This window comes from Shinella sp. HY16, from assembly GCF_028534175.1.
Lineage (GTDB): Bacteria > Pseudomonadota > Alphaproteobacteria > Rhizobiales > Rhizobiaceae > Shinella.
Genome location: NZ_JAHYXL010000006.1, coordinates 110,184 through 123,246, shown reverse-complemented (window position 1 = coordinate 123,246; position 13,063 = coordinate 110,184). Strand labels below are relative to the sequence as shown.

Annotated in this window: 12 protein-coding genes and 1 riboswitch; of the genes, 2 read left to right on the top strand and 10 right to left on the bottom strand. The window is 64.5% G+C overall.

Translation table 11 applies throughout. The annotated features are described in order from the left end of the window. Positions 1-16 precede the first annotated feature (16 nt). The 10 genes from K0P03_RS32250 to K0P03_RS32205 form a co-directional block, all read right to left on the bottom strand. On the bottom strand, positions 17-1,204 hold the full coding sequence (locus K0P03_RS32250) for an amidohydrolase family protein (RefSeq protein WP_130518358.1): 1,188 nt from the start codon (positions 1,202-1,204) through the stop codon (positions 17-19). Between the two features lie 111 nt (positions 1,205-1,315). Beyond that, positions 1,316-1,747: a GlcG/HbpS family heme-binding protein gene (locus tag K0P03_RS32245; RefSeq protein ID WP_023516811.1), complete on the bottom strand. Its 432-nt coding sequence runs from the start codon at positions 1,745-1,747 to the stop codon at positions 1,316-1,318. Between the two features lie 87 nt (positions 1,748-1,834). After that, on the bottom strand, positions 1,835-3,076 hold the full coding sequence (locus K0P03_RS32240) for a D-amino acid dehydrogenase (protein WP_050745048.1): 1,242 nt from the start codon (positions 3,074-3,076) through the stop codon (positions 1,835-1,837). 148 nt (positions 3,077-3,224) lie between these two features. Further along, a riboswitch (glycine riboswitch) is annotated at positions 3,225-3,315 on the bottom strand. Between the two features lie 36 nt (positions 3,316-3,351). Beyond that, on the bottom strand, positions 3,352-4,782 hold the full coding sequence (locus K0P03_RS32235; protein ID WP_272791808.1) for an MFS transporter: 1,431 nt from the start codon (positions 4,780-4,782) through the stop codon (positions 3,352-3,354). Between the two features lie 153 nt (positions 4,783-4,935). After that, on the bottom strand, positions 4,936-5,970 hold the full coding sequence (locus K0P03_RS32230) for an aliphatic sulfonate ABC transporter substrate-binding protein (protein ID WP_023516980.1): 1,035 nt from the start codon (positions 5,968-5,970) through the stop codon (positions 4,936-4,938). 52 nt (positions 5,971-6,022) lie between these two features. After that, positions 6,023-6,886: an ABC transporter permease gene (locus K0P03_RS32225; protein ID WP_272791807.1), complete on the bottom strand. Its 864-nt coding sequence runs from the start codon at positions 6,884-6,886 to the stop codon at positions 6,023-6,025. A gap of 11 nt (positions 6,887-6,897) precedes the next feature. Then, entirely contained in the window at positions 6,898-7,734 is an 837-nt protein-coding gene (locus K0P03_RS32220; RefSeq protein ID WP_272791806.1) for an ABC transporter ATP-binding protein, read from the bottom strand. Positions 7,735-7,747: 13 nt separating this feature from the next. Further along, entirely contained in the window at positions 7,748-8,077 is a 330-nt protein-coding gene (locus tag K0P03_RS32215; RefSeq protein WP_023516983.1) for a 4Fe-4S dicluster domain-containing protein, read from the bottom strand. A 2-nt stretch (positions 8,078-8,079) separates the two neighbouring features. After that, positions 8,080-9,705: an FAD-dependent oxidoreductase gene (locus tag K0P03_RS32210; protein ID WP_272791805.1), complete on the bottom strand. Its 1,626-nt coding sequence runs from the start codon at positions 9,703-9,705 to the stop codon at positions 8,080-8,082. A gap of 37 nt (positions 9,706-9,742) precedes the next feature. Continuing rightward, positions 9,743-10,330, bottom strand: coding sequence for a thioredoxin family protein (locus K0P03_RS32205; RefSeq protein WP_050745044.1), 588 nt, complete (start codon positions 10,328-10,330; stop codon positions 9,743-9,745). A 438-nt stretch (positions 10,331-10,768) separates the two neighbouring features. Here K0P03_RS32205 and K0P03_RS32200 point away from each other — a divergent pair, with 438 nt between their 5' ends. Next, positions 10,769-11,809, top strand: a complete 1,041-nt coding sequence (locus K0P03_RS32200) for a glutamine synthetase beta-grasp domain-containing protein (RefSeq protein WP_023516650.1) — start codon at positions 10,769-10,771, stop codon at positions 11,807-11,809. Positions 11,810-12,011: 202 nt separating this feature from the next. Next, a complete protein-coding gene (locus tag K0P03_RS32195) occupies positions 12,012-13,055 on the top strand; it encodes an ABC transporter substrate-binding protein (RefSeq protein WP_272791804.1) in 1,044 nt (347 codons plus the stop codon). Positions 13,056-13,063 lie beyond the last annotated feature (8 nt).

Below are 13,063 nucleotides of genomic sequence, written 5' to 3'. Positions count from 1 at the left end.
CGCGCTACGCGCGGCCTCACTCCACCCAGGCACCGTTGCGCGCGACGATACGGCCGCGCTTGACCACCAGGCTGCGCTTCGGCCGGTCGACGAGGATCTGCGCCCGGTTTTCGCCCTCGATCAGCACAAGGCTGCCCTCGCGACCGACATCGAGGCCGTAACCTTCAAGATCGAGCAGGGCGGCGCCGCGCGCCGTGCCCATGTCGAGCGCAGCGACCAGCTCGTCATCGGTGCGGCAATAGGAGCGGTAGGACAGCAGCCAGCAGCGCTCCAGCATGTCGCCGTTGCCGTGCGGGTTCCAGGTGTCACGCAGGGAATCCGAGGCGACAGCGCATCTGACGCCGCGTCGAGCCAGCTCGAACATCGGCGGAAAATCGATCTCGCCCGGAACGGCAGAAATGATGCCGATATCGTTTTCCGCAAGGACGTCGATCATCCTGTCCACCGCATCGGCCGCCCCGTCGCCAAGACAGAAGGCATGGCTGACAACGACGCGGCCCTGCATGCCGTTCGCCCTGGTGCGCTCGGCGATCATCTTCAAGGTGGCCAGGCCGAGTTCGCTCGCCTCGTGCAGGTGGATGTCGATCTTCGCCCCCTTGCGGCTGGCGATGTCGAAGACCGTGTCGAGATGCCCTTTCGGATCACCGTCGATATCGGTCGGATCGATGCCGCCGATGATGGATGCCCCCTCGTCGAGCGCCGCTTCCATCAGATCCGCCGTACCGGGGTCGATCATCATGCCGAGCTGCGGAAACGCGACGAGTTCGAGACCCACGGCGTGGCGCGTCCTTTCATGGGCGCGCAGCACCGCATGCAGGTTGTCGAGCTTGTAGCCGCTGGAAATGTCGACATGGCTGCGGATATGGGTCGAGCCCATGGCCACGCACTGCCGCATGAGGTTGCCGGCGCGCTCCTCCGTGCTCCAGGGCAGATTCTGGCGGATCTCGACCTCGTTGTCGATCATCGCACGCAGCGAGGGCGGCACATTGATGCTGTGCCATGGCAGGCCCCAGAGGATCTTGTCGAGATGCACATGCGGCTCGACGAAGGGAGCGATGGCGACTGCATTGCCGCCATCATGCGCGGGAACGCCCGGCTCGCGCGGCAGGTTCGCGCCGATGGCGACGATCCTGCCGCCCTTGATCAGGATGTCGGCAGTCTCACCGCCATCGGGCCGGACATTGGTTACAAGCAGGTCGGTCATTTCGGAGAACCCTGAAATCAGCACGGATGCGGGTGGAGAACGTCATTCTTTTCCCGCTTTGCCAATCTCCGCTCTCCACCGTCCACTTGGCAACCGTTGAGGATGCAAGCCTCAATCGACCTGGGCGACGAGGCCCACGGACTTGATACCGGCAACCGCGCAGATCTCGTCATTGTCGGAGGTATCTCCGGTGATACCGACCGCACCAAGCAGCGCCCCGGCGGCATCGCGGATCAGCACGCCGCCGGGAACGGCGACGATCTTGCCACCCGAGACGGCGGTCAGGCCTTCAATGAAGTGCGGGCGCTCCTTCGCGTTCTTGTCCAGCCAGCGTGAGCCCATGCCCACGGCGAGCGAACCATAGGCTTTGCCGAAAGCGATCTCATAGCGCAGCATGGAGGCACCGTCCTGCTTCTGGAAGGCCTTCAGGTGCCCTCCGGCATCGAGCACCGCCACGGTGAGCGGCTTGAGGCCAGCCTGAGCGCCCGCCTCCAGGGCGGCGGCGATGATGCTGTTGGCGACGGCAAGGGTAAGTTCGGCCATGTCTGTCCTCGTAGGGTCCTGTTTTCCGAAAGGTCCCGGCGAAGGATCGCCGGAACCCGAACTGTCGAAAGCTTCGCTGCCCTTCTATCAGGCGGCGATGGCGCGGTCTGCTGCCATTTCGCCGGCAATCGTATCCGTCACCATCTGCGCGGTCGCTGCCGAAAGTGTCCAGCCGAGGTGGCCGTGGCCGGTGTTGTAGAACACACCCGGCTGACGCCCCTTGCCGACCCGCGGCATCATGTTGGGCATCATCGGGCGGAGGCCCGCCCAGGGCACGACACGATTGGTATCAGCCTCGGGAAACAGCATGCGCGTCCAGTCGACGAGCGGCTTGACGCGGTCGTGGCGGATGTCGCGGTTCATGCCGTTGAATTCAGCCGTGCCGGCAACGCGGAAACGGTCGGGGCCAAGACGGCTGGTCACGATCTTCGCCCGGTCGTCGAGCAGGCTCACCCAGGGGGCTGCCGCCTGGCTGCGCTCGTCATCGAGATGCACGGTGATCGAGTAGCCCTTGACGGGATAGATATTGACCCGGTCGCCGAGCATGGCGGCAATCTGGCGGCTGGCCGTGCCGGCGCAGACGACGACGCCATCCGCCTCGACCTGGCGCTCCGCGCCCTCACCCGTCGCATAGCTGATGCGGAATGCACCGTTTCTGCCGATCGCCGTAACGCGGGCATCGAAAAGGAACCGGGCGCCACGGCGCTGGCAGGCCTTCGCAAGGCCCGAGGTGAACTTGTGGATGTCGCCGGTCGAATCCGACGGCGTGTAGAAGCCGCCGTGGAAGGCCCCGTGCAGGGTCGGCTCGATCGACTTGACCTCTTCGGCCGTCACCGCCCGGCGGTCGAGCCCGCCCTCGGTCAGCATGGCGTTGACCTTCGCGGCGTGGTCGAAGCTCGCCTTGTCCCAGTAGATGTGCAGGATACCGCGGCGCACATGGTCGAAATCGATGTTTTCGCGCTCGGCGATGGAGAAGAGGTGCTGCCGGGCGGCGATCGCCAGACGGGTCGTTTCCACCGTGTTGTCGCGATAGCGCATGATGTTCGAGACGAACTCGGCAAGCCAGGAATATTTGTGCCATGTCGGCCGCGGGTTCATCAGCAGCGGCGCGTCGTTCCGCATCATCCATTTGACACCCTTGAACAGGGTGGACCAATGGTTCCAGACCTCGGCATTGCTGGCGGAAAGCTGACCGCCATTGGCAAAGGAGGTTTCCATGGCAGCGTAGCGCTGGCTTTCGAGCACGGTGACGTCGAAGCCACGTTCCAGAAGGGCATAGGCAGTGGTGACGCCGGTAATACCGGCGCCGATAACGGCGATATGGGGCATATAGGTCTCTCGCTCCGTATGACATCAGGGTACGGGCCGGAGCCCGCGTTTTCCCCAATCTGTCACGGTACCTGAGAGTTTACCCGCACGGCATGGCCGCGACGGCTTTCCCCTTCGGTGGACGCTCACAGCGTCTCTCTCCAGATCGTTCAACTGCACGGTCACTTGTGCCTGAGAGTTTCCTGGGGGGTTGCTCCGTCGGCGCCGGCCTTGCAGCCGGTCTCTCCCATGCAGTCTTGTCGAACCCGCTCAGGCTACCGCAATCTTGAGGAGAATCAAGAGGGGCGATGACGATGTCCCGAAACTTCTGCCCCGGCACCGGCAGGCAGCGCGAGGAAACGCAGGGCCGAGACCAGCCCGATGGCGGCGATGCACAGGAAGGCGGCACGGATATCCACCAGCATGCCACCGCCAGCGGCCTCGGGGAAAAGGGCGGCCGAAAGGCGGATGACGGCGGCGGCAACGGCGACGCCGAGAAGCTGCGCAAGCTGCTGCAGCATGGCGGAGATGGTGGTCGCCGCGCTGCGCTGGGCGGGTGTGACATCGGCAAAGGCGATCGTCGTCAGCGCGGTGAACTGCATAGAGCGGGACAGTCCGCAGGCGATCAGCAGCCCGAAGAGCAGCAGCCTCGGCGTGTTACCGTCGACGAAGGCGAAGGCGCCGATCGTCAGCGCAGCGACAAGGCCGTTGACGACGAGCAGCGTACGGAAGCCGAAAAGGCGCAGCGCCGGCGTCGTCACGCTCTTCATCAGGAGGTTGCCAAGGAAATAGACGAGCACGAGCGAGCCGGTCTCGACGGCGTCCATACCGAGGCCGACCTGGAACAGGAGCGGCAGCAGGAAGGGCGTGGCATTGACCGCAAGCCGCCCGGCAGTACCGGCCGAGAGCGTCGCGAAGGCAAAAGTCGGAACCTTGAGCACGGCCATGTCGAGCAGCGCATGCGGCGCGCACCGGAGATGGCGGATGGCAGCCCAGCCGGCGGCAAGGCCGAGGGCGAGAACGGCAAGCGTGCCGGCGCCGCCCGTCGGCGCGCTGGAGAGCTCCAGGCCGGCAAGCGTGAGGGCGAGCGCGCTTCCCGTCAGCACGAAGCCCTTCAGGTCAAAGGGGCGTGCGCCCTCGGCCGGCGCCTGCGGCACGAAGAACAGCACGAGCACCACGCCGAGCAGGCCGAGCGGCAGGTTGATGAAGAAATTCCACTCCCAACCGGCATGGGTTGTAACCCAGGCGCCGATCAGTGGCCCGACCACCGGCGCGATCAGCGCCGGCCAGGTGATGGTGGCGATCGCTCGCACCAACTCCGCCTTCGGTGCGCCGCGCAGCACGAGCTGGCGCCCGACGGGCGTCATCAGTGCGGCGGATGCGCCTTGGAAGAGCCGCGCCGCGGTGAACTCGCCAAGCGAACCGGAAAAGCCGCAGGCGACGGAAGAAAGCGTGAAAAGTGCGATCGCCGTCACGAAAACTTCGCGGGCGCCGAACCGGTCGGCAAGCCAGCCGGCCGGCGGAATGAACACGGCCATGGCAAGCAGATAGGCCGTGAAGCCGATGTTGAGCGCCACGACATCTGTCGAGAAGGCCTTCGCCATCGCCGGCAGCGACGTCGCGATGATCGTGCTGTCGAGCATCTGCATGAAGAACGCCACGGCGACGACGGCCGGGACGATGCGGGTGCGGTGGAGCGGTATGGGCTGTGAGGGAATGGAAGACATCGCAATCACAAAAAAGCGACGGCGTTCAAGACGCCGCCGTCCGATCCTATAGAGCAATTCCAGCGAGAGCGCGAAGCGGATTTGCCGGACGTGCAAGGAGACAAACGAAGAGAGCGTTTCCGCAATCCGGAGACAAGCGGAAGCGCCCGGAGATCAGTTGCTGGCATCCAGCTTTTTGACGGCAGCATCGTAGAAGGAGCGATCGATCCAGGTGTCGTAATTGACCTTGCCCTTCAAAAGCTCGGCATCGGCCATGAACACCTCCTCACCCTGAAGCGCGCGCACGGCCTCCTCGGTCACCTGCGGATCCTGGAAGAACTTGCCGTCCGGATAGGTCGCGCGCACGGCCTTGTCGCTGTTGCCGGTCTCCTTGACGAAGATCGCGATCGTCTCTTCCGGATTGGCGTCGGCCCAGCGCGCCGCCGCGATATCGACGGCCAAAAGGCGCGTCACGATGTCGGGGTACTTGCGGGCGAAATCGCCGTTGACGCTGAGGAGATGCGGCACGGCCCATTCCGGGCTGCCGGAAACGCCGGCATCGAAGATCACCCGTGCTTCGCCTTCCTCGACCAGCTTCTGCACGGGACCGGTGCTCTCCACGAGGGCATCGACGTCACCACGCGACAGGGCCGGACCGGAGCTCTCGATGCCGAGATTGAGGCTCTCGACGTCGCCCAGCGAAAGGCCCACGGTCTTCAGCGCCTTGGCGAAAGTCGAATGGCGCACCGTGCCGGCGAGATAGGCGACCTTCTTGCCCTTGAGGTCCTCGATTTTCTGGATCGGCGAATCCGGCTTCACGACGATTTGCGTCTCGTTGGAGCGGTTCCAGCTCGATAGGCCGATCAACTTCACGTCGGCGCCGGTGGCCGCAAGGCGCAGCGAGGGGTTGTTGCCGATATAGGTGAAGTCGATTGCGCCGGAACCGAGGGCGACGGTCGCCGCCGAGCCACCGTCGAAGGTGGTCAGCTCAACCTTGATGCCGTCCTTGGCGAACTCGTCCTCCAAGAGCTTCTTGTTGCGGTAGAGGATGAACTTCAGGTGGCCAGGCGCCGTGGAGCCGATGCGGATGACATCGGGCTTCGCCTCGTCGGCGGAGGCCGTCGCAAGGCCAGCACCAGGCAGGATCGACAGCGCGAGCGCGATTTTCAGGAGTGTCCGGCGCAGCGGAAGGAGCGGAAACGATGTCATGGGCGGGTCCTTTCGAGATGGGTCGTTGATTGAGAAAGCGATGCGATCGGGATCAGTTCGGGCCGCTTTCGCCGCTGCCGCGCCAGTGCGTCGCACGCCGTTCACCAGCAACGAGCAGGTAGTTGAGCAGGAGGCCGATGATCGTCAGCGTCAGGATGCCCGCATACATGCGATCGGTTTCCAGCATCAGCGACGAATTCTGGATGAGGTAACCAATGCCGGACTGGGCCGCGAGCATCTCGGCCGCGATCACCGAGAAGAGCGAGGTCTTCACGCCGAGCCGGGCACCGGCGACGATCGAGGGAATGGCGGAAGGGAAGATCACCTTCTTGAAGAGGTCCCAGTCCGAGGTGCCCATGGAGCGTGCCGCCTTGATGAGCAGCGGATCGACGGACTTCACGCCGACGATCGTGTTGATCAGAAGAAAGAACACTGCGGCATAGAAGGTGATGGCGATCTTCGAGGCTTCGCCGATACCGAGAACGAGGATGAAGACCGGCAGCAGCGCGAATTGCGAGGTGTTGCGCAGCGTCTGGACGAGAAAGTCGGAGGCTTTCTCGAACAGCGAATAGCGCCCCATCAGGAAGCCGAGCGGCACGGCGGTGACGACGGCCAGCGCAAAACCGATCGCCGCCCGTTGCAGGCTGATGCCGATGTGGTCGGCAAGCTGGCCGGAGACGATCATCTCCCAGAGCACCGCAAGCACCTGGCTCAGCGGCGGGAAGAACAGGGCATTGATCCAGCCGATACGCGGTGCGACCTCCCAGAGCAGCGCGAAGGCGACGAGTGCCGGCAGGCCGAGCGTGATGGTGGAGACGGTCTCGCCGAAAGTACTCGGCGCCTTGGAAGGGATACGCTTGCGGCGCAAGGAAAAGGCGATGCGCAGTGGCAGGTTGCGGTCGACGATGAGGCTCATCGGATCCTCCCTCAATTGGTGTAGGTGGAAGCAAGGGTCCAGTCGCGCTGGGCCTTGCCGACTTCGTCGCGCAGGCTTTCCCAGACGCGGCCGCGATAGGCGTTGAAGGCTTCGCTGTTGCGGATATCGAGATCACGCGGGCGCGGCAGGTCGATTTCGACGATCTCCTTCACGCTCGCCGGCCGGGCGGTCATCACCACGACGCGGTCGGCAAGATAGATCGCTTCGTCGATGGAATGGGTGACGAAAACCACCGTCGTCTTGATCTGCTCCCAGATTCGAAGGAGCTCGCTCTGCAGGATATCGCGGGTCTGCGCATCGAGCGCGGCGAAGGGCTCGTCCATCAAGAGGACCTGCGGATCCGTCGAAAGCGCCCGGGCGATCGCCACGCGCTGCTGCATGCCGCCGGAAAGCTGCGAGGGGAAACGGTCCTCGAAGCCCTTGAGACCGAAGAGATGCAGGAAGTCCTTCGCCCGCTCGCGCCGCTCGGCTGCGGGAACACCACGCACTTCCAGCGCATATTCGACATTCTGCAAGGCCGTGCGCCAGGGAAAGAGCGCATATTGCTGGAAGACATAGGCCGTACGGGCATGGGGTTTGGTGACCTCGATGCCATCGATGCGGGCGACGCCCGAGGTCGCCTCGGTCAGTCCGGCGATCACGTCGAGGAGCACCGACTTGCCGCTGCCGGAGGGCCCGACGAGCGTGATGAACTCGCCGCTGTGAATGGTGAGGTCCACGCCATCCAGCACCGCGATACGACTGGACGTGACACCGTCGACGGTCACGGTCTGGCCGGGCTTCAGGTTGAACGACTTGCGCACAGCGCTGACGGCGATGCGTTCCATGGGTATCTCCTTTTCAGACCTGCGCCACGCGGATGTGGCGGGTCGGATCATTCCTTGTTCCCCCGGCGCGGCCGCGGTTCCAGCCGAGCGCGCGGGCATAGGCGCCGAAGAGGTCGCGCTCGAGGACGTCGGGCTCGGTGATGCCGGTTGGGCCATCTGCCTGCTCGGCGACGTAGAGCGCATCGGTCGGGCAGTAGATTTCGCAGAGGAAACAGGTCTGGCAGTCGTCCTGTCGGGCGATGACGGGAAGCCCCGTCTCGTCCCGATCGAAGACGAAGGCCGGACAGATGCGCTCGCAGATATCGCAGCGGATGCAGCGATCGGCGGAGACGACTTCGATCATCCTCAGCCCTCCTGCGCCGTTTCGAGGGAAAGGGTCTCCCGCACCGCCGTCACGCGATCGAGGCCTGAGACGATGATGCGGCTTGCCTGCGCCTCGCTCTCGCCCGGAAAATCGCGCCGGCGGTGCACGCCGCGGCTTTCCGTGCGCAGCGCGGCCGCGGCAACCGTCCAGCGGGCGCTGGCGGTAACGGCCGCGACCTCGCGGGTCTGCAGGCGGTCAAGGCCCGCGGCAGGCGAGACCCCGTTCAGCCGGGACCAGAGGTCCTCCAACACCCTGCCACTCGCTTCAAGCGTCGCAGCCGTGCGCCAGTAACTCTTGTCGAGTGGGGCGATCTCGTCGTGCAGCGTACGGGCGGCGGCGGCAAGATCGATGGCCTCCCCGGCCGAGCCGCGAAGGCCTGTCCTGCCGAGCGGGCGCAGGCGGTTTCCATCACGTCCCTGCCAACGGCGGGCATGCCGGGCCGCGCCATGGCCGGCCCACCAGCCACTGGCGATCGCCCAGGAGGCATTGATTGCGCCGCCGCCGGAAATGCCGCCCGTCACGTTCTCGCGGCTCGCTGCGTCGCCGGCGGCATAGAGGCCGGAAATACCCGTGCCGCAATCGGAGGAGACGATGCGGATGCCACCGGTGCCGCGCACCGTGCCCTCGTATTTGAGATCGACACGGAAGAGATCCTCGAACGGATTGATGCCCATGCGCTCATAGGGCTGGAAGCAGTTCGGCTGGCCGCGCCGCAGCCAGTCCTGCATGGCGGGTTCGGCAAGATCGAGCCGGGCGTAGACCGGACCCGACAGAAGCGCTTCTGCCACCAGCCGCTCCCCGCCGCCGATACCGTTCGTCACCGGCTCGCCGCGGGCGTCGCGCAGCACCTGACCGTCCGCGCCGTAGAAGGTGGCCCAGCGGAAAGGCAGGCCCTTGTTCAGCGACGTGCCATGCGGGGCGAGCGTGTATTTGCCGGTGAACTCCATGCCGGACAGCGATGCACCGGCCTCCGCGGCGAAGAGATAGCCGTCGCCGGTCAGCCCTGTACCGCCAAGGATGCGTTCGAAAAAGGCGCAACCGCCCGTGGCCAGTATCACGGCCCCCGCCCGGACCTGGAAACTTGCCCCGGTGCGGCGCGCAAGCCCTGCGGCGCCAGCGACATGATTGTCGTCGCCAAGCAATTCGAGGACCGGGTGATGATCGAGGATCGTCACGCCGGCCTTCTGCACGCGCTGGCGCAGGAAGCGCATGTAATCCGGCCCGCGCAGATTGGCGATGTAGAGGCTGCCGTCCTCCTCGCTCGGGAACGGATACCCCCATTCCACCAGCTTCTGGAGGTTCTCGTAGGCCTGGTCGGCGGCGCGCAGCATCCAGCGGCGGTCGGCAAGGCCGACCGTGCGCTTGAAACGCTGCTCGACGGAGGACGCCCGCCCTTCGCCCGGCGGCACGCACCAGGTCCCCGTGTTCGACGGCGCGGTGGAGCCACTTGTGCCATGGTAGCCCTTGTCGGCCAGGACGACGCGGGCGCCGGCCTCGGCCGCCGACAGCGCCGCCCAGCCGGCGGCCGGCCCGCCGCCGACGACGAGCACGTCCGTTTCGATGAGGCGCCCCTCCAGGGTGGGCTGTTCCTTGCGACGCGATGCCATGATGTTCCGGCCTGGTACGAGGAGAATGACGGCCGGTTCAGGCGGCGGTGGGAAACCAGGAGGGCTCGTTGCCGGCCGTCCACTTGATGTTGCAGCCGATGGAGGGAACCTGTGCCGCTGCTGCTGCACCCCCGATCAGCACAGCTTCCACGGCCGCGCGTAGATCCGCGCCGGTGACATCCTTGCCGTTGCCCGGGCGGGCGTCGTCGAACTGGCCGTGATAGGCCAGCCTGCGCTCGCGGTCGTAGAGGAAGAAGTCCGGCGTGCAGGCTGCGCCATAGGCTTTGGCGACGCCTTGCGTTTCATCCTTCAGGTAGGGGAAATCATAGCCATAGGTCTTCGCCTCGATGCCGAGCCGTTCGAGCGCTTCCTCCGGATGCGCCTCCGCGTCGTTGCTGTTGATCGCGACGATGGCAAGCCCCTGCCCGGCATGATCGCGGGCGAACTGCGCCAGCGCCTCGCGGATCAGCACCACGAAGGGGCAGCGGTTCGAGATGAAAGCGACCAGCAGTGCCGGGCTATCCGCGAAATCCTTGAGGCTGAACGCGGCGCCATCGGCATCGAACAGAACAAAGTCCGGAGCGCGGGTCCCCAGCGTGATGGGATTGGATTCGGTCTTGGGCATGATATCCTCCTGGCAAGCCAACGAGACTATTAGAATATATAATCCATAGATTTTATAGGCAATGAATCGCTGCGATTGCCAGTCACCGGAGATATTCTTCGCGCACCGTCGCGGCATCGTGAAATTTTTCACCTCACCGGAGGTCCGGCGATCCATCTGCCCGGAGTTCCAGTGGGCCGAAGGTTACGCCACTGGCTTCAAGAACGAGCAATGCCTTAAAGCCCGCCTCGTTCCGCCCATTTTTTGTGCAACACGCCCCTTCTTTCAGCGAAAGTATCGCCGTGTTTGCGGACAGACCCCCGCAGGACGATGAATTTTCCGCAGATATCCGCACTCGCTTCGATCTGGCACGTTTGATGCATTTCATCTGCTATCCGGCTGTCGAGCGCCCCAGGCGTCCGGCAGCCTCGTAAAACCAGCGTCACGTGAGAGAACGAAATGACAAAGTACAAGCTCGAATACATCTGGCTCGACGGTTACAAGCCCAGCCCGAACCTGCGCGGCAAGACCCTCATCAAGGAATTCGACGCTTTCCCGACGCTGGAACAGCTTCCGCTCTGGGGTTTTGACGGTTCTTCCACGATGCAGGCCGAAGGCTCGAGCTCGGACTGCGTGCTGAAGCCGGTCGCCGTCTATCCTGATCCCGAGCGCAAGAACGGCGTTCTCGCCCTCTGCGAAGTCATGATGCCTGACGCCAAGACGCCGCATCCGTCGAACACGCGCGCCTCCATCCTCGATGACGACGGCGCCTGGTTCGGCTTCGAACAGGAATACTTCTTCTACCAGAACGGCCGGCCGCTCGGCTTCCCGGATGCCGGCTTCCCGGCACCGCAGGGCCCGTACTATTGCGGCGTCGGCTACAGCAATGTCGGCGCCACCGCCCGCAAGATCGTCGAAGAGCATCTCGACATCTGCCTTGCCGCCGGCATCAACCATGAAGGCATCAACGCGGAAGTCGCCAAGGGCCAGTGGGAATTCCAGGTCTTCGGCAAGGGCTCGCGCAAGGCTGCCGACGAGATCTGGCTTGCCCGCTACCTGCTGCAGCGCCTGACCGAAAAGTACGGCATCGACGTCGAATATCACTGCAAGCCGCTCGGCGACACCGACTGGAACGGCTCGGGCATGCACGCCAACTTCTCGACCGCCTACATGCGCGAAGTCGGCGGCAGGGACTATTTCGAAGCCCTCATGGGCGCTTTCGCAGAAGCCCGTGCCGACCACATCGCCGTCTACGGACCGGACAACCACATGCGCCTGACCGGCAAGCATGAAACGGCCTCGATCCACCAGTTCAGCCATGGCGTGGCAGACCGCGGCGCATCGATCCGCGTGCCGCACTCCTTCGTCAACAACGGCTACCGCGGCTATCTGGAAGACCGCCGCCCGAACTCCCAGGGCGACCCCTACCAGATCGCTTCGCAGATCCTGAAGACGATCTCCACCGTCCCGACCGACGTCGAGAACCGCGAAGCAGCCTGACCGGCGTTTCGAAACGAAAGATACAACGCCCCGTTTTACGGGGCGTTTTTTTGTCCGGCGCATGCCGATAAGCGGCGCTCATGTCTCCATCATACCTACTTATTTGCGCCGCAGCATGGCGCAACATAGGCTTTCCTCACAGCCCGCAATCAAGACGGGCGGCGCGACGGGCATTTGAATCTGTCTCCAGAGAGGAATTTCCATGTTCAGAAAACCCATGTTTCTGGCAGCGACGGCGCTTGCCTCCTGTTTGTTTCTCGGCGCGGCGAGCGCCGCTGAACCGCTTTCCGTCATGAGCTTCGGCGGCGCCTACCAGGACGCCCAGCGCAAGGCCGTCTTCAGCGCCTATGCCGAAGAAACCGGCCGGGCCGTCTCCGAGCAGGAATACGGCGGCGAGATCGCCAAGATCAAGGCGATGATCGACAGCGGCAACACGACGATCGACGTGGTCGACGTCGATGCGCCGACGCTGCTGCAGGGCTGCGACGAAGGCATTTTCGAAACGATCGATTGGGAGAAGATCGGACCGAAATCGGAATGGCTGGCCGGCACGACATCGGACTGCGGCGTCGGCACGATCGTCTATGCGACGGTGCTCTCCTACGACGAGACGAAGCTCGAAAAGGCGCCGACGAAACTTGCCGACCTCTTCGACCTTGCCGCCTTCCCCGGCAAACGGGGCCTGTGGAAAAACCCCGCGACCAATCTCGAATTCGCATTGCTTGCCGATGGCGTGCCGCCGCAGGAGGTCTATACGGTGCTCGCGACGCCGGAGGGCCTCGACCGCGCCTTCGCCAAGCTCGACACGATCAAGGAGCAGATCGTCTGGTGGGAGGCCGGCGCACAGGCCCCGCAACTGCTCGCCTCGGGCGAGGTGACCATGACGACGGCCTGGAACGGCCGCATCTTCAACGCCAACAAGGAAGGCCGCGCCTTCGGCATCGTCTGGGACAACCAGATCCTCGATTCCAACTACTGGGTCATTCCCAAGGGCGCGAAGGACATCGAAGGTTCGCTTGCCTTCATCCGCTTCGCCGTCGAGCCGAAGGTGCTGGCCGGCATCGCCAAATACATCCCCTACGGCCCCGTTCGCTCGACGGCGGCTGCCGAAGTGGCCGCAGAAGACGCAAAAAACCTGCCGACGAGCCCGGCCAACCTGACGACCTCGCTCACGCTCGACAACGCCTTCTGGGCCGACCATGGCGACGAGATCCGCAAGCGCTTCACCACCTGGCTTTCCAACTGAAGGACGGG

What these genes read in the sequence shown, in the direction of transcription:
- K0P03_RS32220 (WP_272791806.1), bottom strand. Translation starts at nt 7,734, where the DNA reads ATGGAACGCATCGCCGTCAGCGCTGTGCGCAAGTCGTTCAACCTGAAG.
- K0P03_RS32230 (WP_023516980.1), bottom strand. Translation starts at nt 5,970, where the DNA reads ATGACATCGTTTCCGCTCCTTCCGCTGCGCCGGACACTCCTGAAAATC.
- K0P03_RS32195 (WP_272791804.1), top strand. Translation starts at nt 12,012, where the DNA reads ATGTTCAGAAAACCCATGTTTCTGGCAGCGACGGCGCTTGCCTCCTGT.
- K0P03_RS32235 (WP_272791808.1), bottom strand. Translation starts at nt 4,782, where the DNA reads ATGTCTTCCATTCCCTCACAGCCCATACCGCTCCACCGCACCCGCATC.
- K0P03_RS32225 (WP_272791807.1), bottom strand. Translation starts at nt 6,886, where the DNA reads ATGAGCCTCATCGTCGACCGCAACCTGCCACTGCGCATCGCCTTTTCC.
- K0P03_RS32245 (WP_023516811.1), bottom strand. Translation starts at nt 1,747, where the DNA reads ATGGCCGAACTTACCCTTGCCGTCGCCAACAGCATCATCGCCGCCGCC.
- K0P03_RS32250 (WP_130518358.1), bottom strand. Translation starts at nt 1,204, where the DNA reads ATGACCGACCTGCTTGTAACCAATGTCCGGCCCGATGGCGGTGAGACT.
- K0P03_RS32210 (WP_272791805.1), bottom strand. Translation starts at nt 9,705, where the DNA reads ATGGCATCGCGTCGCAAGGAACAGCCCACCCTGGAGGGGCGCCTCATC.
- K0P03_RS32200 (WP_023516650.1), top strand. Translation starts at nt 10,769, where the DNA reads ATGACAAAGTACAAGCTCGAATACATCTGGCTCGACGGTTACAAGCCC.
- K0P03_RS32215 (WP_023516983.1), bottom strand. Translation starts at nt 8,077, where the DNA reads ATGATCGAAGTCGTCTCCGCCGATCGCTGCATCCGCTGCGATATCTGC.
- K0P03_RS32240 (WP_050745048.1), bottom strand. Translation starts at nt 3,076, where the DNA reads ATGCCCCATATCGCCGTTATCGGCGCCGGTATTACCGGCGTCACCACT.
- K0P03_RS32205 (WP_050745044.1), bottom strand. Translation starts at nt 10,330, where the DNA reads ATGCCCAAGACCGAATCCAATCCCATCACGCTGGGGACCCGCGCTCCG.